The sequence below is a fragment of the Thioclava atlantica genome, from assembly GCF_000737065.1.
Classification (GTDB): domain Bacteria; phylum Pseudomonadota; class Alphaproteobacteria; order Rhodobacterales; family Rhodobacteraceae; genus Thioclava; species Thioclava atlantica.
Map to the genome: position 1 here is coordinate 1 of NZ_AQRC01000001.1, position 21,571 is coordinate 21,571.

A 21,571-nucleotide genomic window follows, 5' to 3' on the forward strand; every position below is an offset into this window, starting at 1 on the left:
GGATATCCGGAACACCTGACCGGATGTTGTCGGAATGCCCGACCGGATGCGTCGGTGTGCGCACTCGGGGAAGGGGCGTTCTTTGATCATTTCCCCGATCACCTGGAGCGCCACTGGTGCGAGATCAGCGAGGGACGCGACTTTCTGTCTTGGGCCGATCGGGTAGATTGGGTCGTCACCAATCCGCCCTGGTCCGAGCTGAGAGCGTTCACGCACCATGCAATGCGGGTCTCGGAAAATATCGTCTGGCTCGCACCGCTGACCAACCTGACGACAAAAGCGCGTCTGCGCGATCTCAGGGACGCCGGATTTGGCATCGCGGAATTGCTGTTCGTCGATACGCCAAAGAGCTGGCCGCAAAGCGGATTTCAGATCGTCGCGGCACATTTCCAAAAAGGGTATGTCGGCGATTGGAAGGTCACTCAGCTTCGAGGGGGAGAGGGCGCACAAGTTTCGTAGTGTCACCCGTAATTTCTCTTCTGCCGACCTAGGTTCGAGCGCTTTCAGATCTCGTCCAGCACGTCCAGAGATCCAATATCTTGAATTGTGCCCCCATGGGCCTCGCGCCATGGAGGAATGTCGTAGACGTCGCGTCCCTCCTGAAGCTCGATCGATATGCCGCGTTCCAGAAGCCAGGCTATCGCAAATTTCATCAGCCGGGATCTACGTTCGTGGTCGTCCTCGACGCCATAGAGATGAAGTTGGGCCAATCCGGGCTCGCCATAATGGGCGAGGGCCGAGACGAAGAGATCGAGGTCCGGATTGCGCGCTCGAAGCAATGTCTCCAACTCGCCGAGGAGTCTTGGGCGTTGAGTTCTCGCTCGAGCCAGATCCTGATCGTTAGACATAGCAGCCTCAAAGGTTGAGGAACTTGATGGATTTCGGCTCGCGGTTCTTCACGAAACCGACCCGATCGGCTCGGACTTTCTTGAATGCGAGATTCTCACGCTGCAGCTCGCTGGGAGTGACCTCGCCACGGGCCAGGCGCTCTTCATCCTTCGCGCGGCTTCGCGCCTTTTCTTCTGGTCGTTTCCTGTAAAGATCTTCCATTCACTGCCCTCCGTGGTTGGAGACGATAGCCTGAAAGCGCGTGCTTTGTCTCGTTTGATCAGTGCCCCTGAGTTCGCTTTCTGAGTCTATTTGGCAGCAACGTTCCAGTGTGCGGCTGTCACAGCAACCGACGTTCACTTGTCGACTTTGACATTTCAGTGAACGGCGAGTCTGCCTTGGTCAACGCCTTCTTCGCAAGATGACATTGCCCGCGTAAACTCTTCGGTCCAGCCCGGCCTATCCCTGCTCCGCCACCGCTATGACGGTTTGCTTATCTTCGCCTTACCCTTGCAATCGGGGAACCGGACGCAGCCCAGAAAGGCCCCGTAGCGGCCCCGGCGTTCGACGAGCCAGCCTTCCTTGCAGCTCGGGCAGGCCGGTGGTCTCGCTCCGCATTCCGGACAGACCATTTCCTCAGTCTTCTTATCTCGAATAGGCAATCCAATGCCGCATTGTGGGCAGGCAGGCATCCGGTTGCCGCACAGCTTTACAGGGTGGCAGCGATACCAGCCCGGTCCATCCTCACCGGGCATGTAAATCAAGCGCCCGCCGCATTGGCCGCAGATATGCGTCCGCTCCGCGGTGCCGCCGGGGGCTCACGATCTCGTAGCGCGGGTCTGCCCATGCTTCGACTATGCAGGGCCTCAGCGACACCGGAGGCTCTCAGCTTTTCTGCCGCTCGACGAACTGTCCGATCTTCGAGAGGTTCTTGCTCGCCAGCGTCATCACACCTCCGACCTTGTTGCGTCGGATCGCGCGCCAATCCTCGCCCATCTTCTCGCGGATCCGGGCGAGGTTGCGATTGCTCACACCGCCCAGGCGCATCTTGTAGAGCACTTCGGGGATATAGACGGATCGACCTGTCGCTAGCGAGAAATAGCGCAGGATGAAGTCGTAATCGGCCGCGATCCGGAATCCGGTATCGAAGCCACCGAGGCGCTCATAGACGGATCGCCGGAGATAGAGGGTCGGGTGGGCCGGCATCCAGCCGCGTTTGAGTTTCGCTGCGCTATAGGGACCCGTCGCCCAATGCCGGACGACCTTCCTCGTGTCGGCCTGCGAGACATAGTCGAGATTGGAGAAGACCGCCTCGACCTGCGGGTCTTCGAATGCGGCAGCAATGCGGGTGAGGACGTTATCATGGGCAAGGAAGTCGTCGCTGTGAACGAAACCCACGACATCCCCGGAGGCCTTCGCCACACCCTTATTCAGGGCGTCGTAAATCCCCTTGTCACGCTCGCTTACCAAAAACATCCGGTCATGCGACGCGCGCTCGATGGCGGCGAGCGAGTCGTCCTTCGACTTGCCCTCGATGATGAGGTGCTCGAGTTCGGGATGGGTCTGCCGTCCGACGCTCTCGATGGCCTCGCCGACGGTGGCCTCGGAATTGTAAACGGCGGTAATGACGGTGATCTTCATGGGAAATGAGGCGCCGAAAGGACTGCGTTTGGCAGGAGCTTACGCGATCAGGGCTGGGGAGGGAACGGGGCATCTCGCAGGTGGGCAGCACCGAGGCCTGCCTCTCATGGCGGATCAAAATCGCCGTTGCTGGTATGCCCGTCGTTTTTCTGGAATTTCTGGGGGGAGCCTTCGGTGACTTGAAATGGGCTCCCAGCCAACTTTCCGCGCGATCGCTTAGGTCGATTGCGCGATGTGGGGCGCAGTCAATATGCCGCGAAAGGACATCTGACTTTGGGAGACGCTGCGCCCGCAATCAGCGGGACGTCATGATCTCCTGCTCGCGCGCCCAGCCGATTGCATAGATGCCGAGCGCGCAGGACGGGATGCACCCGGCGCGACACTCGACGTCTTACGGCCTGTAAAACCCACCGGAACCGGCGGTATCGTAGCCTTTACACATGATGCTGAGGGTGGAAAGGCCGCTTCCTCGGCAACATCTTCACCGAGAGGCTATGGCGGACCCTGAAATACGAGTGCGTCTACCTGCATGCCTGGAAGACCGGCCCAGAGACAAAGGCGGCCATCCGGAAATGCGACGCATTCTGGCAAATGGGACATAAAAATTGAGGCGCTGCCGGGGAACCTGGTAGCGACTTGATTTTGTGAATTGTTCTGAACGCACCCGACTTTCGCATCGGCTCGCCAAGTCGCACAACACCCTCAGGGCACAGAATCCCAAAAATAGGTCCTGAGATTTCCTCTTTTCCGAAAATTGCCAACATGATTTCTGAAATATAGTCGAACCGCTATATCTGCAGGTGCCAGTGGGCGCCTGTGGAATAAATATAGCCGTTCCGCTATAAAGTCTTGATTCCTCAGTTTGAGTGCGCTTATTTATAGCTGTATCGCTATAAATTAGGCCGACCATCATGCAGAAACGCCATGTAATCAAGGACGCTTCGCGCCTTTCTGAGCTGATCAGGACACGTCGCCGGGAAACCGGGATGAGTCAGGAGATGCTGTCGTCCTTGACCGGCATTCCGCAGCCGAACCTGTCGAAGGTCGAGCGCGGCGCGGAGGGCACGAAGATCGACACCTATCTGCGCATTTTTTCTGCCCTGGGTATCGACCTGGTGGCCGAGGTGCGCTCATGAAGCTCGATGTCTGGCTCGAGGCCTTCGAGGCGCCGGTGGGACATCTCGAGCGTCGGGACGACAAGAGCCTCGAGTTCCGCTACGCGCGGGACGCAGAGCCTCAGCATCGGATCTCGATGGCGATGCCGGTGCGCGAAGAACCCTACAGCGACGCAGCCGCCCGGGCTTTCTTCGGCAACCTGCTCTTCGAGGGACGGGAGCTGGAACGCGTCATGGCCGCTCATGGGCTCGACCGCGACGATATCGGCGCCCTTCTGGGGCATCTCGGCGCGGATTGTCCCGGCGCGATTTCCGTCACACCGGACGGGACGGGCCCCGGAAAGCGGCCGGGGATCTTCCCTGACGATTACGACCTGCTCACACCGGAGAGGCTGATCGAGATCGTAACATCGCTGCATTTCCATGGCAGCCTGCCAGAGGATATGAAAGACCCCTCGCCGGTGGCGGGAGTGCAGCCCAAGCTGGCGCTCGTCCGTCACGATGGGAGTTATCATCTGCCCAAGCCGGGATCGCGGGCGCCCACGACCCATATCCTCAAAATCTCGCCGAGAAAGTCCTTCGAGATCACGCGCCATGAAGCGGCGCTTCTCTCGCTCGCGCACGAGGTTGGACTCTCTGTTGCCGATCATGAGGCGATCGAGTTCTACGACGAGGAGACGGGCGCGCATATCAACGCAATCCTCTCGACACGCTTTGATCGGGAGGTCGACGCGGGCCGGATCACGCGGATCCATACGGAAGATTTCTGCCAGGCCCTCGGCTTGCCGCGCCAGCTCAAATACGAACGCGATGCGAAGGAGGAGGGGCGACGTTTTTCGATGGCGGCGGTCAGCACGCTTGCCGATCAGACACGCACGCCGGGCATGTTCAGGCTGCGCGTTCTCGAACAGGCCCTTTTCAATCTGGCCGTGGGCAACACCGACAACCACGCAAAGAACAGTTCGATCCTCTATCGGGGCGCCTCAGGTGAGCTTGCCCCTCTCTACGATGTCGTGCCGGTGATCATGGATGAGAGGGTGACGCATCAACTCTCCTTCCGGATCGGCGAGGCGATGTGGAGTGAAGACGTGGACCGGGCAGCGATCGATGCGATGATGCTGGCCCTGGGCTTCAAGAAACCGGAAATTCTGAGGCCCACGAAAAAGATGCTCGAGCAGATTTTCATCAAGGCGATGGGCTTTTTGGAACAAAGGGGCGGCAAGGCACTCGCGGACGCCGTCGCCGCTCAAATGGGGGCGACACCCCTCTGGAAGGATCTCGACCTGCCTGTTCCAGAAGGTGATTATTTTCCGCGGCTCGTGCGCGACGAGAAGCGAGAACTTCATCCTGGAGGATGGCCGGGCCTGTCGTGAAGCCTGTCTTTGCTTCATGTCCCCATTTTCAGAATGCGTCACCGGAATTGGGTGACCTTCTACAACTACCAGCGCCCTCATTCAGCCTTGGGCCGCAAGCCGCCGGCGCTGGTCTATTGGCAGAGAAATGATATCAACCAACCCGGTCAGCAGGTGCAACGAGTAGCTTAAATCACCCCCGAAACTGGCCAAACGATGGGGAGTGGCTCACCTCGCAAGCGAGTTCCGGTATCTTCATGAAAACGGCGGACCGGGAAAAATCTGCTCGACCCGTCTATAGGCGCTCCCTGCGGAGGATGAAGCTGGGCGGTGCTTCCGCCACCTCGCAGTTAAACTATCTCACGCTCGCCGCATAAGCCCAGATCCCGACCCATTCCTTGAGCGCGAGATCGAACGTGTCGAGATGGCCAGAGAGATCCCAGCCGATGCCATCGAGAAATCCCACTGCGCGATAATCGACAGGGTAGGGGGTGACCCCATCCCACCCGGCTCGCTCAAAGCTCGCCATTGCGAGTCTCATGTGGAAGGCGCTGGTGACGAGTAACCAAGTTTCTCCCGGCTTAGGCTGGGCGAGATCGAAACTCAAACGCGCATTCTCGGAGGTGTTGCGCGAGCGGGTCTCGAGGAGAAGGCGCGTCTGTGGAATGCCCGTTTCACGAAGGGCCGCGGCCATGACTTCGGCGCCCGGCATGCTTTCTCGTGCCAGATCGCGCAGGGCGCCGCTGCCTGCAGTCGATGCCAGCTTGCCGCGGGGCCAAGGGAACCATACTTTCCTACACAAAGTAATATAATGTGTAGGAATGCCTGATGGAACACCTCCCGGTCCCGATCCAGACTGCCTATCATGAGCTGATGCAGAGGTTCCGGGCCCGGCCACCCCTCTCCGTCCCTGGGTCCATCATGCGGATCGAGAAGTCCGGTCGGGGCTATTGGGTGTCGAGGCGCCGCATCGGGGACCGGGTCGTGGAGAAAACGATCGGCCCTGAAACGCCGGAGGTCCTAGCGACCGTCGCGGCCGCGCGCGCCGAGCAGAAGGTCTACGACGGTTGGCGAAAGAAGAACGCGACCCTGGTCTCGATGCTGAGGGCTGCCGGGCTCCTCTCGCTCGACGTTAATTCCGGGAAGATCCTCTCCTCCTTGTCTCGGGTCGGATTCTTCGAGATAGGCGGGATCCTCGGGGGGACGAACGCGTTCCGCCTCTACCCCGCCCTTCTTGGGGTCGTCGCCCCCGCACGGGAGATGGTCTTCACCGGTGACGTAGGCATGCTCGCGCCCTCGCATATCCGCCTCGCCGGTCCGAGAGAGCCGCTTACGAGCCGCCTTCGGAGCGCCGGACTCGAGTTCGAGACGCGGTTTCCGATGGACCCGGCCGACCCCCCGAAGCACGTCGTTCACGACAACATCGAGATCGAGATCCCCGGGCCGGTCGCTCGCGGCGGCGAGAGGAGCTACGTCTATGAGGGCATTCAGGAGCCGGTCGCAGCGCTGAGATTGCTGGAGTTCTCCCTGCGGGACCCGGTGAGTGTCGTGGCCCTCTACCGGGAAGGGGTGGAGGTTACGGTCCCCGCCCCGGAACGGTTTGCCCTGCATAAGCTGATCGTGGCCCAGCTCAGGGCGGGGAGCTTCAAGAGCAAGCGGAACAAGGACCTCCGACAGGCCTCTTGGCTCCTGAAGGTCCTGGCGGAGGCCCGGCCAAATGAGACGATGAACGCCTTGCGCGACATTCGCGGCCGAGGCCCGACCTGGCGAAAACACCTCTCCGCGTCCCTGAGGGAGGCGCCGGACGCCGCGAAGGCCCTGAGGCGGATCGAGGCCGAGACGGGCGACCCTGACCCGGGGGGATGACCCCTGAACAGGGTGAACCTCCCCCACCAATCCCGTAGGTTGGAAGAGGCTTTTGGTGCGGCCTTTAGGTCACGCAGCTCGGACGCGCCGCCATGGCGGGGAATCTGTCGATCATGGATGACAAAGACGGCGGCAAACCGCAGAGTTGCCGACCTTTCGGATCTTCGTTTCGATCACTACATGGGGCCTTGGATATACCTAAAAATATACGCGCCGCGCCACGAGCGGCAAGCTCTTCAATACTCACCCAGAGGGTCTGGGTTGGCGTGACGCCTGTTTAGCGAAAGGCGGCCGTCATGACCTCAGCGCCCGGCATGCTCTCTCGGGCCAAGTCGCGCAGAGCGCCGCTGCCGCCAGAGAGAAGGATCCTTGCATCTGGAAAGCGATGCGCCAGGGCGAGCCCGGCAGTGACACGCTCGGCGGCGGCGTTGAGTTGGACTTGATGGTGACGGGCCGTGCCGACCCCGTCTTCGGCGCCGCCCAGGACGATGATCCCGTCGACATGGGTGAGCGGCGGGTTGGTCGGATAGGTTCGCTCCAAGGGTCCAATCAGGAGATCGCCGAGGGGAAAGATGCCCAGAGCGAGGAGAGCTGCCAGTGCTACGGAAAGCATCCCGCGCGCGGCGCGCGGGCGTCCCCTCACGAGCGCGATCAGCGCGCCTGAGAGCAAAAGCGCTCCCCAGGTTTCCACGCGCAGCAGGAGGGTCAGGAGCTTGGAGGTGGTGAAGAAGAGCGTGTCCATGGGGATGTTGTCGGCGCTTCGGCGCTGGTTCGCAATCGCGCTGTTTCGAAATCTTTCGGCCAACGACACATCGCACATAACTCCCGCTGTTAGCGGTTCGTTTCCCAAAGAGAGCAGTGTGAAATTCGCCTCTCCGGGAAAGTTATCCCTAGTAGGTCTGCCAGTCCAATCTCTCTCCGATGCGGAGCATGGAATTTTCCTGAAATTTTCCGACCGGAATTTTCAGGTCGGCGATGGACACTGGGTCCCATGAAAGACCTTGTAACTCCTCCCGCCGATGTGGCGCGCTCCAATCCTCGGGCCGCGTCGACCCGTGTGCAAACCTGCACCCTCTCAAAGGCGCGGAGCCAACGCGCACATGACTATCGGCTGGGGCATATCCCCGCCTATGTCGACCAGACGAAGCTGCGCGACAACCGCGTGCTGATCCGTTTGCGTCCGCTTACACAGGTGCGCGCCGAGAATGCGCGGCTTCGCGAACAGGCCGGTCATCAGCGCAAGATGAAATCGAACGCGGCGGTGGTCTTGCGAGGGGTGATCACTTTCGGCGTGCTTGCCGCGCGAGATTTCATGAAGCTCTCGCCGAAGCGGCAGAACAGGGCATTTAAAAAGCTGGCCCGGAGCTTGGCCAAGAAGTTCGCCACGCGAGTGGAGTCACTGGTCGTTCACCTCGATGAAACGACGATCCACGCACATTTCATGCTGCGTGCCTACGACCGTTTCGGCCATGCGCTTAGCGACAAGATCAAGCGCGATGTCACCGTCTCGATCCAAGATCTCACGCACCGCGTGCTCGCGCGCTTCTGCCCCAAAATCGAACGGGGACATCGCAAGCTCGATCGCCTTGCTGCCGGCGCGGATTATGTCGACACACTCCATCGGAGCGTGCGGAAACTCCATCAGGACCTGCCGCGTGAAATCGCAGAACGAGAGGCGAAACTCGCTGCGCTGGAGATCGCGAAGGCAGAGCTCCAGGCCGAGATCGAAGAGGGGCGCAAAGATCTCGATCGCCTGAGCGAGACGCAGCGCGCCGAGCGCATTGCCCTGGCGTCACGGGAAACGGAGATGGAGGCCCGAGCGCGGGAGATCGATGCGCGGGATGCGGATGTTCGGGCGCAAGAGGAGAAGCAGCAAGAGCGCGAAGATGGGCTCGACCGGCGGGAGGCGAGTATCGACAAAGACAAAGCAGATCTTGCCAGGGAGCGACAGGCGCAACTTTTAGCCGCAGACCAACTTGTCAAGCAGGAGGAAGAGATCGAGGTGGTGCGCGCTGAGGCCAAGAAAACTCAGTCGACCTACGGTGCCGCGCTTGCTGCAATGGAGGGGGCTCTTGCGGAAATTTCAGGTGGAACCCTGCGACGCGACCCTGCCACAGGCAAGCTCGTGATGAGGGACGCATCTCTTCTACGGGCGCTCCCGGAGGAATTGCGCGTGGGGCTTTTGCGACCTGTGCGCGGGCTCGTGGATATCAGGTCGCGGGTAGATCAACGATCCAGGGAGCTCGATAGAAGGGGCCGGGACTTCGAGGAAAAGCAGGCCGCCGTTGGCGAGGTCATAACTGCGCTTGCCGAGGGCCGTGCCGAAATCTCGCGTGGCGCCATCGTGATGCGGGACATGCCTGTGTCTCTCAAGGCGCTCGGTCGGAAAAAGGAGGACTGGATGATCCAGGCTGTTCTCGATCTCATCGTGCGGGCTGGTGAAGTCGGGGGCGGCGGTCTGCAGCCGTCGCGCGATGACGAGATTGATGGGCCGGGGTTTGGGTAGGTGGTATGTCCTTGAATGCCCTCGGCACCACCGAAATCGCTCGCATCGAATGACGGCAATGGGGGAGAGGGGGCACACCTCGGAAGCGAGCTCTGCAATAATGCACTGAGCTGGTGAAAAGCGCTTCGACTGAGGGCAAAAAAGAGAAATTCAATTCATCGAGATGCCTAACTTGTCTCAGCTTCACGCCACGGCGTAGGCTGAAAACATGGCCCGCTCTCTGAAAGGTCTCTTAGAAGAATCCATGTCGCAAGGTCAAAGCATGTTCACAGGTCCCCAGCTCATCGCGCGACAGGCATCAGCTCTTGCCATGACACCGGAGCTCCGGCGTGCGATCAGCTTGCTGAAGCTCTCTAATTCCGAACTAACCAAGGAATTGCTCCGCGAGGCCGCTGTGAACCCGGCCCTTACGGTCAGCGCCCCTACACAGGATGTGACACTGAACCTATGGAAGCCGCCTTCGGGAGTGAAGCCCAGGCCGCCACAAATGCAAGTTGGCATCGGCGGCGGCTTGGGGGAGGCGCTGGGAGTGGCGGGGAGCCCCGGTCTGCAGGAGCATATCTTGCACGAGCTGCGTCTGGTGCTTCGCGATCCGGAGGACCTCGCGATTGGCGAAGCCTTAGCGGAGGCCGTCTCTCCTTGGGGGTGGCTCGATCGCTCCGTCGGTGAGGTCGCGGAGGAGATCCAAGTGCCCGCGCAAAAAGTGGAGGTGGTTCTCAGCCGTGTCCAGGAAATCGAACCAGCGGGCCTGTTTGCACGCGACTTGCGTGAGTGTCTGTGGTTGCAAGCTCAGGACCGGGACTTGCTGTCCCCGGTGATGGCCTGCCTGCTGAACAATTTGCCGCTGCTGGCCGAGGGGGGCTTGACGGAGCTGGCGCGATTGAGTGATGCGACCGAAGATGAGATTAGGGCGCATCTTGCGCTCATCCGCAACTTCGATCCGAAGCCAGGTCTGCGTTTCGATCCCGCCTCTCCTCCGCCGAGCGAGCCAGATATCATCGTGCGTCGCAGGCGGGGTGGATGGCGCGTCTCTCTGAATAATTCGACCCTGCCTGAGATTGACATTAATAATCGCGCCAAGCACGGAAGCGAGGATCTCCGCGCAGCAGAACTTCTGCGGCGCGCCGTGGTCCGCCGCAACGAAACGCTGCTCCACCTCGCAACTGAGATCGTCCAGTGTCAGAGCGGATGGCTCGAAGCGGGCCCCGCTCGACTTGCGCCGATGAGCTTCTCCAGCCTGGCTGCGGCGCTTGGCTTGCATGAGACAACGGTGGGGCGCCTTGCCGCCGGACGAATGATGGCTACACCGCGCGGAACGGTGACATTGCGTGCACTTTGTAGCGCTTCGATTGCGACGCAAAATGGGGAGCACATTTCAGCGGTAGCGCTGCGCCATCGCATTGCGGCGATGATCGCGCAGGAGGGAAGTAAGCCGCTGAACGATGTGCAGATTGTCGAAAACCTAGCGGATGCAGGTATTCTTTTGGCGCGCCGGACGGTGGCAAAATACCGTAGCCAGATGGGGATACCCAACGCTTCGGTGCGGGAAGAAAAACTCGGCTCTGCGGGCGCGTGATTTTCGCGCAAAGCGTGCGAAATTCGCGCCAACTCCGTCCAAACTTTTCTAGTCTCCGGATGACGTTTTATTACATCACTGATTATAAAGCATTTTAGTCAGAGGGTCCAACCTCGACCCTTGTGGCACAGTTCCTGCATCAGATTTTGTGTCCACTAAAAAAAACGCGTTACACGTGACAGAACAGGGAGACAAAGAATGAAGACGCTGCAGAAGATACTAACTGCCACAGCGATAGCCCTTTGTGTAGGGACATCCGCCGCGTCGGCGACCGACTTGACAGTAGGATTTACGCTCGATGCTAACACGCTGGATCCGGCGAACCATCGCAAACGCGAAACCGAAACAATTATCCGGAACATGTATGACGGCATCCTGACGCGCGACTCCAACATGAAGGTCGTGCCGCAGATTGCTCAATCGATGGTTCAGGTCTCCCCTACCGTCTACGATTTCAAAATCCGCAAGGGCATCAAGTTTCATGATGGAAGTGAGCTGACGGCGGAAGACGTCAAGTTCACCATCGACCGCATCACAAAGGATGGGGGCATGGGCGACGGGCAAACAAGCCCGCGCCAGAGCTTAATGGGGCCAGTTGCCTCCACCGAGATTGTCGATGGCGACACCGTGCGGATCACCCTAAGAGAGCCATGGCCGATCCTTCCCGCGATGCTTCCTTTCGAAGAAGTGGTTTCCAAGGCCTGGATTGAAAAGGTTGGCAATGACGGCGCTGCGACCTCGGAAAATGGGACCGGCCCCTTCAAATTGGCCGAGTGGCGCAAGGGGGATGCCATCATCATGGATCGCTTCGACGATTACTATGGTGGTTCGCCCGATATTCCGCCGGTTGGGAAAGCCTGCGTCGATAGGGTGATCTTCAAGATCATCCCCGAAAGCGCCTCCCGCGTTGCCGCACTGCTAGCTGGCGATGTCGATATTATCAATGAATTGCCGCCCTTCTCGGTCAAGCAGGTCGAGAACAATCCCGATACCGCTGTGATGAAGGTGAACGGCACGCGCAGCTTCTTTATCGCCATGAATATGCAGGGCGAGTATTTCGATGATCCCAGAGTGCGCGAGGCGGCAGCCCATGCGATTGACAAGGATCTGATCATTGACCGGATCTTGGGCGGTAATGCCCAGCGGATCGAGGGTATATTGTCGCCCGACGCCTTTGCGGCCTCTACGGATTTGCACAGATACAGCTATGATCCTGAACTGTCCAAGAAACTGCTTGCTGAGGCCGGCTACCCTTCTGGCATCGATATCACCATGGATGTCGAGGGGGCGTTCAAAGATACGGCCGAAGCTGTTGCCTCGTTGCTGAGCAAGGCAGGCTTCCACACCAAAGTCGCTGTCGGCGAAGGTGCTCAACTTGCCGACAAGTGGCGGACTAAGGGCGGCAAAAAGACTGGCGATATGTACTTTACCAGCTGGGGCAACGGCTCGCTCGATCCCTACGATATCTTCACACCGACCCACAAGACGAACGATCGCGGCAACTCGGCGGGCTATTCCAATCCCGAGGTCGACAAGCTGCTCGATGAGGCTGCTGTCGAAGTCGACACTGCGAAGCGCGCCGAGATGTATCATCAGGCCGAGGTCATCGTGAACAAGGACCTGCCCTACATCTACCTCTGGGTGCCGGCGGATCTCTACGGTGTGTCGAAGCGCGTGAGGGGATGGAAGCCCAGTGCCGACAGCCGCATCAACCTGCACGACGCCTGCATCGAATAAGATCAGAGGGGAGAACGGGCATGAGCCTCAGCAAGCTCCTGGAGCGTATCGCACAACTTGTGCCCGTTCTGCTGGGTGTCAGCGTCATCGCCTTTACGATGATGGCACTGACACCGGGCGATCCGGTGCAGATCATGATCGGTGATCAGGCCATTACCGCAGAACAAGAGGCGCAACTGCGTCACGACATGGGCCTCGACCGGCCGATGGTGGAACGCTTCTTCATCTTCCTCGGAAATGCCACGCATTTCGATTTTGGCGAAAGCTTCTATCACAAACGTCCGGTTGCCGATGTGATCGCCGAGCGGATGCCCGCCACGATCGAACTCAGCCTCGTGGCCTTGGTCGTCGCGCTTGCGACCGCAATCCCCCTGGGCGTTCTGGCCGCGATCAAAAAGAACTCGATCTTCGATCGGATCGCCACGGTGGGGTCTTTGCTGGGAGTATCTTTACCGGGGTTCTGGTTCGGAATTCTGTTGCTGATGCTTTTTGCGGTGCATCTGCATCTCCTCCCGGTGTCGGGTCGGATCGGCTTTGATTCCGAGGTGCCCAACGTCACCGGCTTTCTTCTGATCGACACCCTGGTCGCGGGGAACATGAAGGCGTTCGGGGACGCTGTCGCGCATCTCATCTTGCCTGCGATCACGCTTGGCTTGCCGATGACTGCAATCCTGATGCGGGTCACGCGCACCTCGATGCTGGAAGTGTTGCGACAGGATTATGTGACCTTTGCCGATGCCAAGGGGCTGTCGCGTCGTCGCGTGCTGTTTCGCCATGCGCTCAAAAATGCCCTGATCCCGACCGTCTCGGTGGCCGCGATCGAGACCGGCAGTCTGCTGGGTGGCAACATGATCGTCGAGACTGTCTATGGCTGGCCGGGCCTGGGCCGCCTTGTTGTCGAGAGCATCTTCTTGCGCAACTACCCGCTCGTTCAGGCGGCCGTGCTGTTCTACGCCGTGACCTACGTGCTTTTGAACTTCGTCGCCGACCTGCTTTACACCGTTCTGAATCCGAGGGTGAAACTGTGAGCCTTGCAGCCGAAACCCCCGCCGCGTCGGAAACCATCCTGCGCCGCAATCTCGCGACTTTTTCCGGCAACCGGCTGGCGATGCTCTGTGCGCTGATCGTCGTGTTGTTCGTGGTGATGGCCGTTTTTGCTCCCTGGATCGCTCCGCATGACCCGAACGAGACCGACCTGTTCCGCCGCCTGCAGCCGCCTGGCTGGATGGCCGGAGGGGAGTGGTCCTATTTTCTGGGCTGCGACGCGCTGGGGCGCGATATCCTCTCGCGCATCGTCTATGGGGCGCGGATCTCGATCTTCATCGGGATCGCGGTGATCTTGGTCGCGACCACGATCGGCATTCTCGCCGGTCTGGCTGCGGGCTATCTGCGGGGCTGGGTGGATATGGTGATCTCCCGGATCGTCGATATTCTCCTCGGCTTCCCCTATCTGATCTTCGCGATCGGCCTGATGGCGATGATGGGGCCGGGGCTTTGGAACATCATCTTTGCGCTCGCCTACAAGGAATGGGTGATCCCGGCACGTGTCGTGCGGGGCGAAACCCTGGTGACGCGAGAGCTGGAATATGTCGAGGCGGCGCGCGCATTGGGCGCCTCGCGCGGGCATATCATGCTGCGCGAGATCCTTCCAAACGTGCTCTCTCCGGTGATCGTGGTGGCCACGATCCGGATGGCGCATGTGATCATTCTCGAAGCCTCGCTCTCCTTCCTGGGCCTCGGGGTCCAGCCGCCTACCGCATCCTGGGGATCTATGGTGTCCGACGGGCGCGCCTTCATCCTCGAAGCTTGGTGGGTTTCGACCTTCCCCGGCCTTGCGATCCTGTTTCTGGTGCTGGCGATCAATGTCGCGAGCCAGGGCCTTCGCGACGCTTTCGATCCGAGGTTTTCCGAATGAAAGACGCTTTGCTGGAGGTGCGCGACCTGCGCACGGTATTCGAGACGCGGGCCGGGCGGGTTTGTGCGGTGGACGGTGTCAGCGTGGCGGTGCGACGGGGCGAATGTCTCGGCATCGTGGGCGAGAGCGGCTCGGGCAAGAGCGTGACCTTCGCCTCGGTCATGGGCCTGGTGAAGGCACCGGGCCGGATCGAGAGCGGGACGATCGTGTTCGACGGGCGCGACCTGCGCGGTCTCAGCCCCCGTCAAATGCGAGCGGTCCGCGGACGCGACATGGCCATGACGATGCAGGACGCGCTGACCGCGCTCAATCCTGCGCTGAGCGTGGGCGAGCAGATCGCCGAAGTGCTGGAGGCCCATGACGAGACTCTGCCCACACGCGGAGCTGCGCGGCGCGCGGCGATCCGCAAGGCCTCGGTCGAAATGCTCGGGCTTGTCGGCATTCCGTCGGCCGAGACCCGGCTCCGGCAATATCCGCACGAGTTTTCAGGCGGGATGCGTCAGCGGATCATGATTGCGATTGCGCTGGCCTGCCGACCCAAGCTGCTGATCGCCGACGAGCCCACCACTGCGCTCGATGTGACGATCCAAGCGCAGGTGCTCGAACTTATCTCGGACATTCGAAAAGAATTTGGGATGAGCGTGGCGCTGATCACGCATGATCTCGGGGTGGTGGCCGAACATTGCGACCGCGTGATGGTGATGTATGCCGGGCAGGTCGTCGAGGAAGGTCTGACTGCTGAGGTCATCGGCGCACCTAAACATCCTTATACCCAAGGACTCTTGGCGTCGATCCCGCGCCCTGCACTACGCGGCGAGCCGATCCACCCGATTGAAGGGCAGGTGCCCGATTTGATTGATCTCGAACCGCAGTGCCGTTTCTACTCTCGCTGTTCGCAGCGGCGAGAGAGATGTCTCGCACCCATAGAAATGCGGGCCATCGGGCCCGCGCACAATGCCCGTTGCATCCTGGCCGGGGAGGAGGAAACGTGAGCCTGCTCAAAGTTGAAGGTCTGTCAAAACACTATCAAGGCAAACACGGACTCTTCGATCGTCTGACCGGCGCCCGGCACACGGTCGTCCGCGCCGTGAATGAAATCGACCTCACCGTCGAGAAGGGCGAAATTCTTGGGTTGATTGGAGAATCTGGCTGCGGAAAGTCTACGCTCGGGCGCGCAATCCTGCGTCTTCATGAGCCGACCAGCGGCACGGTGAATTTTGATGGGGCGAACGTGACCACGTTGGATCCCGCTGCCCTCAAGGCCATGCGGCGGCGGATGCAGATCATCTTTCAGGACCCGTATGCCTGTCTTAACCCACGGCGCACAGTGGCCGAGATCGTTGGCCTGCCGCTGAAGCTTCACGGCTTGGCGGCGAATGAAGCTGAGCAGCGTGAAAAGGTCGCGGCAATCTGCGCAAGGGTCGGTCTCAAACCTGGCCAGATCGATCGGTATCCCCATCAATTTTCAGGTGGTCAACGTCAACGGATCGGCATCGCGCGTGCCCTCATTTCGCATCCCGAATTCATTGTCTGCGACGAACCGGTGTCGGCGCTCGACGTCTCGATCCAAGCGCAGATTATCGCACTGCTTCTGGAACTGAAGCGTGAGATGGGACTGACCTATCTCTTCATCAGTCACGACATCTCGGTAATAGGCTATCTCGCCGACCGGGTTGCGGTGATGTATATGGGTCAGATCGTCGAGATGGGCCCGGTTGAACAAATCCTAGCTAATCCGCGCCATCCCTACACGCAAAGCCTGATGTCTGCGGTGCCAGAAGTTGACCATTCCGGGCCACGCAAACGGATCAAATTGAGCGGCGATCTACCTTCGCCATTACGTCCGCCTACCGGTTGTAAATTCCATACGCGTTGCCCATTGGCGGTAGACGCCTGCCGTAGCCAGCAGCCCGACATCGAGACGGTGGGCCCCGGTCATACAGCAGCCTGCCACCGGTTGGCCGAGAAACTCACCCTTCTTGACGAGGCCTCGGCGTGAGCGGTGTGATCACTCTCGATCTCAAGGGATCGGCTGAGGCGCGCGGGCTTGGGCAAGCGCAAGCTGGACGCGCCGAACAGGTGCGTGCGGCCACAATCGAGCGTGTCGCGCAGGCGCGTGCCGTTGGTTTGATTGACGTTGCGGCCGAAGAATATCTTGCGGCGCAAAGGTTGTTGCATAAACAAATCGACCCCGAGGGACTTGCTGAACTCGATGGCATAGCTTCGGGCTTCGACCTGGATCCTGCGGAACTCTTCGCTCACCTGCACCTCGGAACGCTGCGCGATCTGAAAGGGGGCGCGCGTTTGGATGATGGCTGTTCGGCTTGGGCGGTCACTGAGGGGCCTGACGGTCCGCTCGTTGTAAAAAATCGTGACGTCTCTGGCGCGCAATTGGGTATCCAGACAGTCGCGCGGCACGCGGGGCCGGATGTGATTGCGCACACCGACGCATCCGGTCGGGCATTCCGACAACATCCGGTCAGGTGTTCCGGATATCCGGTCACCGCGAGACGTCGCCACTGTGCGTGCTTTCTTGATGTTGCCTCTGTTTGATGCGGTCAAGCTTTTCGAGGCTCGCGATAGGGGAGCCGCGCGCGGCGCCGTGCGCGCCCCACGACGCTGGCGCGGCGTCGCGCGTGGCAGTGGCCCTGTCGCGCGTCATGTTTCGTTCTTTCGCATTGAGGAGCCGTCCAAGGGCAGCCTGTGAGCGTTGTGGACGAAGCGGTCGAGGATTGGATCGGCGAAGGTCGGCTCGCCGCCGCCGCTCGTGAACACGATCTCCTGCGGCGCGCAGCCGAGAAGATCCGCGATCTGGGTCCTTGCATCCTCGACATCCGGCGAGCGGGCACCCCGGCCCAGTGGCAGTGGCCGCTAGAGCGATTGCCGTGCCCCGTTTCCAGGGCATGGCGCATGATCGCGGCAACCTCGGGAGCGACCGGAGTGCTGGCGTTGAAATCCAGATAGATATCGCGCATTGCCCTGCCTCCTTTTCGTTGTCGACTTACCCGGGGTCAGGGCCTGTAGGCCGCGTCCTGCTGCCAGCCGGTGAAGCCGGTCTGCATGACGACGACGTTCGACCGCCCTGCCACACGCAGCGCGAAGGCTGCTTGCGCCGACAGGCTGCCAGTGTTGCAGAAGAGGATGGTCATGCGGTCCTCGGGGATCTCGTCGATCCGGTCGAGCACTTCACGCCACTCGATGTTGACGGCGCCGGGGATCGTGCCTTCCTCGAACTGGCCAGCGTCCCGGGTGTCGACGAAGAGCGCGGTCTCGAAGACGGTCTGGTCGATCTGCTGGGGCAGGATGATCCCGGACTCGTATTCCGAGAACATCATGTATTCCTGCATGGCCTCGATGGCGGCGTCCTGTGCCAGCGCGGGCGCTGCGTGCAGCCCGAGCGCGACGGTCGTCGCCAAAAGTAGGTGTTTCAGGGTCATCCGGGGTCTCCTCCGTTCCGGTTTCTTGGAGTTCAGGTGTGCTGCGTGAGCCAGCCGTTCGTGTCGCCTTCGAGCCAGAGGGCGTCCCGGTGGCCGAGCCTGTTCAGGATGTCCGCGCCCTCTGTCGACCGACCGCCGCCCTTGCCGCAGATGGTCACGGGCGTCTTTCCAGCCGGGAAGTCACCGGCGCGGTCTTCGAGTTCGGCCAGCGGGATATGCACGACGCCCGTCACATGGGCGGCGACGAAGTCTTCCGCGTCGCGGACGTCGATCAGGTGGAAGCGATCCGGATCGGCCGCGAAGGCGGCGAGCGTCAGCATCCCGGCCATCAGAACACCAGCACCTTGTCGGCGGCGAGCGTTCCTTGAGCGAGTTCGTCCATGGTTGAGCGGGTCGCTCCGTCCATCATGTCGCGCTCTGCAAGGCCGCGCGCGTCCATACAGGTACCGCACATCAGGACGCGCCCCTTGGCGGACAGGACACGACGGAGCATGCGCTCGAGGTTGTAGTAGCCATCGGGCGTCTTCTGCCCCGCCTTGGCGCAGAGCACCGCGTCGGCCATCAGGAAGACGGTAATTTCGGCCTCCGGGTCGTTCTTGGCGAGCGCGTGGGCCATCCGCAGGCCGTTGAAGCTGCGCTCGGTTCCATAGGGTGGGTCGTTCAGAAGGATCAGATGTTTCATCTTGGGTCCTCAGGCCGGGGCTCGCAATTCGAGATCTGAAAGGAAGGCTTCGATGCGCCGGGCATTGGCGCCGCGGTCGATCTGCCCAAGGCGCGAGCGTGACCGCATGTCGATGCGGCTCCCTGTCTCGATGTCGGTAACCCGAACAGCAACCTCGTCCTCGAAACCGAAGACACGGCTTCGGGCGATGGCTTCGATCTGGTTTTCCGCAGGGTCGGCCGAGAGAACCTCCCAGCCACGCGTTTCGACAAGGGTCAACGCCTCTGCGAATGCATCCTCGACCGGGATCGGAAGGTCCAGCGGGCGCACGTCCGGATAGGCGGAGCGTTGTGGCTCGGCATTCTGCGCCGGGTAGTCCGTTGGGGTCGCGGTGAACCAGTAGACCGGCGGGTCTTCGGTATCGGTCGAGATGTCGTTTATCGGCGGCGTCGTCCGAGCGGCGATTTCGAAAGCCACTCCGAGACCTGCAACGGGTAATGACAGGATAAGGCCAATCAGCGCAATGCTGGCACCGCGCCTCTTGCGGATAGCCCGCACCAAGGTCGCGAGCGCTGCGACGACCCCCATTAGCGCCGCCCAGACACCCCAACCGGCGATGTCATAGGCTTGCGGCCAAGGCCAGCCGCCCGCACGATAACCCCAGACGGACAAAGCAAGAAGTGCAAGGGACGCAAGGCCCAGAAGGATCGCCGCAAAGCCGAAGCGTCGCGTTATGAATTCAAGCATCTGTCTCTTCCTGATCGGGGGCGGGATTCAAGCGCGGGTGCGTTTCTTCCATTCCAAGGATCAACCAGAGCCCTGAAAGCGCCATGGCGAAGCCTGTCAGCCAGAATCCGGCCTGAAGCACGCCGGTAACATCGGCGATCACCCCCATGGCCAGCGCCCCAATGGCATAGCCGAGGTCGCGCCAGAATCGGTAAACTCCAAGCGCTGAGCCGCGCCAAGAGGGGTGCGCGATGTCGCCCATCGCCGCAATAAGTGTCGGGTAAAGCAGCGCCATGCCGAGCCCGGTTACTGCTGCGGCAACGGCCCAGTCCGTGGGCGTGGCGAGAAACGGGAAGGCAAGAACACCGCCAGAGCAGAGGAAAACGCCAGTGACCGTCGGCCATTTGCGCCCGACAGCGTCCGATAACGGTCCGGTCCACAATTGGCTACCGCCCCAGACGAACCCGTAGATGCCCGTGATCCAGCCAATCTCGATCAGGCTCGCTCCCTGCGACACGAGGAAGACCGGCACCAGCCCCCACATCAGCGCGTCGACAAATTTCTCGACGCTTCCCGCCTGCGCCAGCGACATGAATGTTCGGTTGCGCCATGAAACGAGGGCAAAGATCTGGCCGACGGACGGGTTGTCGGGGCCCGTGGCATAACGCGGCTGCGGGCCGCTGGTGATGCCCGCCTTGTGACGTGCGGCTTCGGCCCTGGAAAAAGGAAGCGTCTCGGTGAATGTCAGCACCGCCGCCGTAAGCGCCACGAGGATCACCGCAAGGCCAAAAGCGAAGAGACTGGTCCGCGGATCGAAATAGCTGGCTAAGTAGCCGGTCAAGAGTCCGGCCAGGGCCACGCCGCCATAACCGGCGAATTCATTGAAACCGGACGCCATTCCGCGCTGCGAGCTTTTCACGATGTCCATCTTCGCGGTAACGGTCATCGACCAACAAAACCCTTGGTTGACCCCCAACAAGACGTTGGCCACCACAATCCATCCCCAGTTCGGGCCCCAGAGGATCATGAACGGGATCGGAAATGCCGCCAGCCAGCCCCATATCAAAACCCGCCTGCGTCCGACGCGCTCGGAAAGGTGGCCTGAAACGAAGTTCATCGCCCCTTTCACGATCCCGAAAGAAACGATAAAGGCGAAGATCGCGGTCATCGAACCATGAACGACACCGTATTCCGTCTCCGCCAAAGCGGGGATCACCGTGCGTTGTAGCCCGATGTTCATGCCGACAAAGAACACCTGCAAGAGCTGTTCAAGAAAGGGGCGCAGGTTCTCGCGGATGCCGAGGGTATAAGTCATTCCTCTTCCTCCACCGCGATGCGTGGGTCGAGAGCATGGCCCGAAACCGGGCCACGCAGGGGCTGGAGCAGCATCCTGTCGATCCAAAGATCACGGCGCGTGCGGAACTGTTCGATCCCGATCTCCATGTCCTGATGCCCCCTTGCCGGTTGCGCGACATAGGTGCCTAATAGCCGATCCCACCAGGGCAGGTTGAAGCCATAGTTCGAATTGGTCTCGCGCGGATCGACGGAATGGTGGACGCGATGCATGTCGGGGGTGACCACGAACAGGCGCAGCACTCTATCAACCGGACGCGGCAGATCGATATTGGCGTGGTTGAAAAGCGCGGTCGCATTCAGGATCACCTCGAACAGCAGCACCGCGACCGCAGGCGGCCCGAGCGCCGCGACCACCGCCAGCTTTATCCCCATCGAGATCAGGATTTCCAGCGGATGGAACCGCAGGCCCGTCGTTGCGTCGAAGTCGAGATCGGCATGGTGCATCCTATGTAGCCGCCAAAGACCGGGGACTGCGTGGAACATGACGTGCTGAAGGTAGATCGCCGAATCGAGCACCAGCATCGAAACGAGGATGGCTGCCCAGGTCGGCCAATCAAGATTGTTGAACAGCCCCCAGCCACGATCCTCGGCCATGACGGCCAATCCGACTGCGAGGATCGGGAAAGCGAGGCGCAGGACCACCGTGTCCACAAAGACCAGGGCGATATTGTTCGTCCAACGGATCAAGCGCGGTATCTCTCTGCGCCGCCGGGGGGCCGCGACCTCCCACAACGCCATCGCCGCCAACACGCCCAGGAAAGCGGCAAGTCGGATCGTCGGCTCGGCAGAGAGGATCGTTTCGGTCATGCGGTCGGCTTTGCTCTTGTGGTGCAGGCTAGATTCGCTATCATTCAA

25 protein-coding genes are annotated in these 21,571 nt (G+C 60.7%); 13 read left to right on the top strand and 12 right to left on the bottom strand.

The genetic code is table 11. The annotated features are described in order from the left end of the window. Positions 1–459: hypothetical protein (locus tag DW2_RS19950; RefSeq protein ID WP_162178868.1), on the top strand; the 459-nt coding region annotated here is incomplete at its 5' end. Between the two features lie 44 nt (positions 460–503). Here DW2_RS19950 and DW2_RS19585 read toward each other — a convergent pair. The 4 genes from DW2_RS19585 to DW2_RS00020 form a co-directional block, all read right to left on the bottom strand. Further along, the gene (locus DW2_RS19585) at positions 504–848 is read right to left on the bottom strand and encodes a hypothetical protein (RefSeq protein ID WP_156102823.1); all 345 of its coding nucleotides are present in this window, start codon (positions 846–848) and stop codon (positions 504–506) included. Positions 849–855: 7 nt separating this feature from the next. Then, complete coding sequence (locus DW2_RS00015; protein ID WP_038142294.1) at positions 856–1,050, bottom strand: hypothetical protein; 195 nt, start codon at positions 1,048–1,050, stop codon at positions 856–858. Positions 1,051–1,307: 257 nt separating this feature from the next. Next, complete coding sequence (locus DW2_RS20320; RefSeq protein ID WP_081874807.1) at positions 1,308–1,583, bottom strand: topoisomerase DNA-binding C4 zinc finger domain-containing protein; 276 nt, start codon at positions 1,581–1,583, stop codon at positions 1,308–1,310. 130 nt (positions 1,584–1,713) lie between these two features. Then, positions 1,714–2,469 (bottom strand): glycosyltransferase family 2 protein, encoded by a 756-nt coding sequence (locus tag DW2_RS00020; RefSeq protein WP_038142297.1) that lies wholly within the window; start codon positions 2,467–2,469, stop codon positions 1,714–1,716. Between the two features lie 911 nt (positions 2,470–3,380). Between DW2_RS00020 and DW2_RS19225 the strand changes: the two genes are divergently transcribed. From DW2_RS19225 to DW2_RS20355, 3 genes are read left to right on the top strand one after another with little or no spacing between them, the layout of a single operon-like run. Next, positions 3,381–3,605, top strand: a complete 225-nt coding sequence (locus DW2_RS19225) for a helix-turn-helix domain-containing protein (RefSeq protein WP_038142298.1) — start codon at positions 3,381–3,383, stop codon at positions 3,603–3,605. After that, positions 3,602–4,957, top strand: coding sequence for a HipA domain-containing protein (locus DW2_RS00030; RefSeq protein WP_038142299.1), 1,356 nt, complete (start codon positions 3,602–3,604; stop codon positions 4,955–4,957). Before DW2_RS19225 ends, DW2_RS00030 begins: the two co-directional genes overlap by 4 nt. Before the next feature lie 33 nt (positions 4,958–4,990). Then, positions 4,991–5,128, top strand: a complete 138-nt coding sequence (locus DW2_RS20355; RefSeq protein WP_081874774.1) for an integrase core domain-containing protein — start codon at positions 4,991–4,993, stop codon at positions 5,126–5,128. A 163-nt stretch (positions 5,129–5,291) separates the two neighbouring features. Here the strand turns inward: DW2_RS20355 and DW2_RS00035 are convergent, their stop codons facing one another. Continuing rightward, on the bottom strand, positions 5,292–5,834 hold the full coding sequence (locus DW2_RS00035) for a YdcF family protein (protein WP_272944410.1): 543 nt from the start codon (positions 5,832–5,834) through the stop codon (positions 5,292–5,294). Between DW2_RS00035 and DW2_RS00040 the strand changes: the two genes are divergently transcribed. Next, positions 5,765–6,802, top strand: coding sequence for a GSU2403 family nucleotidyltransferase fold protein (locus DW2_RS00040; RefSeq protein ID WP_038142301.1), 1,038 nt, complete (start codon positions 5,765–5,767; stop codon positions 6,800–6,802). The genes DW2_RS00035 and DW2_RS00040 overlap by 70 nt on opposite strands. Before the next feature lie 277 nt (positions 6,803–7,079). On the opposite strand, the gene DW2_RS00045 is transcribed toward DW2_RS00040, so the two are convergent. Beyond that, positions 7,080–7,622 (bottom strand): YdcF family protein, encoded by a 543-nt coding sequence (locus DW2_RS00045; protein ID WP_051855069.1) that lies wholly within the window; start codon positions 7,620–7,622, stop codon positions 7,080–7,082. Positions 7,623–7,793: 171 nt separating this feature from the next. Here DW2_RS00045 and DW2_RS00050 point away from each other — a divergent pair, with 171 nt between their 5' ends. The 8 genes from DW2_RS00050 to DW2_RS19590 all read left to right on the top strand — a co-directional run bounded on the left by DW2_RS00050 (position 7,794) and on the right by DW2_RS19590 (position 17,089). Next, positions 7,794–9,308: a plasmid recombination protein gene (locus tag DW2_RS00050; RefSeq protein ID WP_156102825.1), complete on the top strand. Its 1,515-nt coding sequence runs from the start codon at positions 7,794–7,796 to the stop codon at positions 9,306–9,308. 208 nt (positions 9,309–9,516) lie between these two features. After that, positions 9,517–10,884, top strand: coding sequence for an RNA polymerase factor sigma-54 (gene rpoN / locus DW2_RS00055; RefSeq protein WP_081874775.1), 1,368 nt, complete (start codon positions 9,517–9,519; stop codon positions 10,882–10,884). Positions 10,885–11,082: 198 nt separating this feature from the next. After that, a complete protein-coding gene (locus DW2_RS00060; protein WP_038142307.1) occupies positions 11,083–12,621 on the top strand; it encodes an ABC transporter substrate-binding protein in 1,539 nt (512 codons plus the stop codon). 20 nt (positions 12,622–12,641) lie between these two features. Then, positions 12,642–13,649 carry an ABC transporter permease gene (locus tag DW2_RS00065; protein WP_038142309.1) on the top strand — a complete coding sequence of 336 codons (1,008 nt, stop codon included), beginning with the start codon at positions 12,642–12,644 and terminating at the stop codon, positions 13,647–13,649. After that, positions 13,646–14,536, top strand: coding sequence for an ABC transporter permease (locus tag DW2_RS00070; protein WP_038142310.1), 891 nt, complete (start codon positions 13,646–13,648; stop codon positions 14,534–14,536). The genes DW2_RS00065 and DW2_RS00070 overlap by 4 nt, the downstream gene beginning before the upstream one ends. Further along, positions 14,533–15,528 (top strand): ABC transporter ATP-binding protein, encoded by a 996-nt coding sequence (locus DW2_RS00075; protein ID WP_038142313.1) that lies wholly within the window; start codon positions 14,533–14,535, stop codon positions 15,526–15,528. The genes DW2_RS00070 and DW2_RS00075 overlap by 4 nt, the downstream gene beginning before the upstream one ends. After that, a complete protein-coding gene (locus DW2_RS19235) occupies positions 15,525–16,535 on the top strand; it encodes an ABC transporter ATP-binding protein (protein ID WP_238321213.1) in 1,011 nt (336 codons plus the stop codon). The genes DW2_RS00075 and DW2_RS19235 overlap by 4 nt, the downstream gene beginning before the upstream one ends. Next, positions 16,532–17,089, top strand: coding sequence for a C45 family peptidase (locus DW2_RS19590; RefSeq protein ID WP_156102826.1), 558 nt, complete (start codon positions 16,532–16,534; stop codon positions 17,087–17,089). The genes DW2_RS19235 and DW2_RS19590 overlap by 4 nt, the downstream gene beginning before the upstream one ends. Positions 17,090–17,547: 458 nt before the next feature. On the opposite strand, the gene DW2_RS00095 is transcribed toward DW2_RS19590, so the two are convergent. From DW2_RS00095 to DW2_RS00120, 6 genes are read right to left on the bottom strand one after another with little or no spacing between them, the layout of a single operon-like run. Beyond that, positions 17,548–17,973 (bottom strand): rhodanese-like domain-containing protein, encoded by a 426-nt coding sequence (locus DW2_RS00095; RefSeq protein WP_038142368.1) that lies wholly within the window; start codon positions 17,971–17,973, stop codon positions 17,548–17,550. Between the two features lie 32 nt (positions 17,974–18,005). Beyond that, positions 18,006–18,302, bottom strand: a complete 297-nt coding sequence (locus DW2_RS00100) for a rhodanese-like domain-containing protein (protein ID WP_038142371.1) — start codon at positions 18,300–18,302, stop codon at positions 18,006–18,008. Further along, complete coding sequence (locus tag DW2_RS00105) at positions 18,302–18,655, bottom strand: DsrE/DsrF/TusD sulfur relay family protein (RefSeq protein WP_038142374.1); 354 nt, start codon at positions 18,653–18,655, stop codon at positions 18,302–18,304. The genes DW2_RS00100 and DW2_RS00105 overlap by 1 nt, the downstream gene beginning before the upstream one ends. Positions 18,656–18,664: 9 nt before the next feature. Beyond that, entirely contained in the window at positions 18,665–19,381 is a 717-nt protein-coding gene (locus DW2_RS00110; protein WP_051855072.1) for a DUF1499 domain-containing protein, read from the bottom strand. Beyond that, positions 19,374–20,675 carry an MFS transporter gene (locus DW2_RS00115; RefSeq protein WP_038142375.1) on the bottom strand — a complete coding sequence of 434 codons (1,302 nt, stop codon included), beginning with the start codon at positions 20,673–20,675 and terminating at the stop codon, positions 19,374–19,376. Before DW2_RS00115 ends, DW2_RS00110 begins: the two co-directional genes overlap by 8 nt. Next, a complete protein-coding gene (locus tag DW2_RS00120) occupies positions 20,672–21,523 on the bottom strand; it encodes a sterol desaturase family protein (protein ID WP_038142377.1) in 852 nt (283 codons plus the stop codon). Before DW2_RS00120 ends, DW2_RS00115 begins: the two co-directional genes overlap by 4 nt. Between the last annotated feature and the right edge of the window lie 48 nt (positions 21,524–21,571).

Excerpts from the sequence above, each read along its gene's own strand:
- DW2_RS00075 (WP_038142313.1), top strand. The coding sequence starts at position 14,533 with ATGAAAGACGCTTTGCTGGAGGTGCGCGACCTGCGCACGGTATTCGAG.
- DW2_RS00120 (WP_038142377.1), bottom strand. The coding sequence starts at position 21,523 with ATGACCGAAACGATCCTCTCTGCCGAGCCGACGATCCGACTTGCCGCT.
- DW2_RS00040 (WP_038142301.1), top strand. The coding sequence starts at position 5,765 with ATGGAACACCTCCCGGTCCCGATCCAGACTGCCTATCATGAGCTGATG.
- DW2_RS00065 (WP_038142309.1), top strand. The coding sequence starts at position 12,642 with ATGAGCCTCAGCAAGCTCCTGGAGCGTATCGCACAACTTGTGCCCGTT.
- DW2_RS20355 (WP_081874774.1), top strand. The coding sequence starts at position 4,991 with ATGCGTCACCGGAATTGGGTGACCTTCTACAACTACCAGCGCCCTCAT.
- DW2_RS00050 (WP_156102825.1), top strand. The coding sequence starts at position 7,794 with ATGAAAGACCTTGTAACTCCTCCCGCCGATGTGGCGCGCTCCAATCCT.
- DW2_RS00110 (WP_051855072.1), bottom strand. The coding sequence starts at position 19,381 with ATGCTTGAATTCATAACGCGACGCTTCGGCTTTGCGGCGATCCTTCTG.
- DW2_RS00095 (WP_038142368.1), bottom strand. The coding sequence starts at position 17,973 with ATGACCCTGAAACACCTACTTTTGGCGACGACCGTCGCGCTCGGGCTG.
- DW2_RS00015 (WP_038142294.1), bottom strand. The coding sequence starts at position 1,050 with ATGGAAGATCTTTACAGGAAACGACCAGAAGAAAAGGCGCGAAGCCGC.
- rpoN (WP_081874775.1), top strand. The coding sequence starts at position 9,517 with ATGGCCCGCTCTCTGAAAGGTCTCTTAGAAGAATCCATGTCGCAAGGT.
- DW2_RS20320 (WP_081874807.1), bottom strand. The coding sequence starts at position 1,583 with ATGCCCGGTGAGGATGGACCGGGCTGGTATCGCTGCCACCCTGTAAAG.
- DW2_RS00060 (WP_038142307.1), top strand. The coding sequence starts at position 11,083 with ATGAAGACGCTGCAGAAGATACTAACTGCCACAGCGATAGCCCTTTGT.
- DW2_RS00115 (WP_038142375.1), bottom strand. The coding sequence starts at position 20,675 with ATGACTTATACCCTCGGCATCCGCGAGAACCTGCGCCCCTTTCTTGAA.
- DW2_RS00045 (WP_051855069.1), bottom strand. The coding sequence starts at position 7,622 with ATGTGCGATGTGTCGTTGGCCGAAAGATTTCGAAACAGCGCGATTGCG.
- DW2_RS19585 (WP_156102823.1), bottom strand. The coding sequence starts at position 848 with ATGTCTAACGATCAGGATCTGGCTCGAGCGAGAACTCAACGCCCAAGA.
- DW2_RS19225 (WP_038142298.1), top strand. The coding sequence starts at position 3,381 with ATGCAGAAACGCCATGTAATCAAGGACGCTTCGCGCCTTTCTGAGCTG.
- DW2_RS00020 (WP_038142297.1), bottom strand. The coding sequence starts at position 2,469 with ATGAAGATCACCGTCATTACCGCCGTTTACAATTCCGAGGCCACCGTC.
- DW2_RS00030 (WP_038142299.1), top strand. The coding sequence starts at position 3,602 with ATGAAGCTCGATGTCTGGCTCGAGGCCTTCGAGGCGCCGGTGGGACAT.
- DW2_RS00100 (WP_038142371.1), bottom strand. The coding sequence starts at position 18,302 with ATGGCCGGGATGCTGACGCTCGCCGCCTTCGCGGCCGATCCGGATCGC.
- DW2_RS00105 (WP_038142374.1), bottom strand. The coding sequence starts at position 18,655 with ATGAAACATCTGATCCTTCTGAACGACCCACCCTATGGAACCGAGCGC.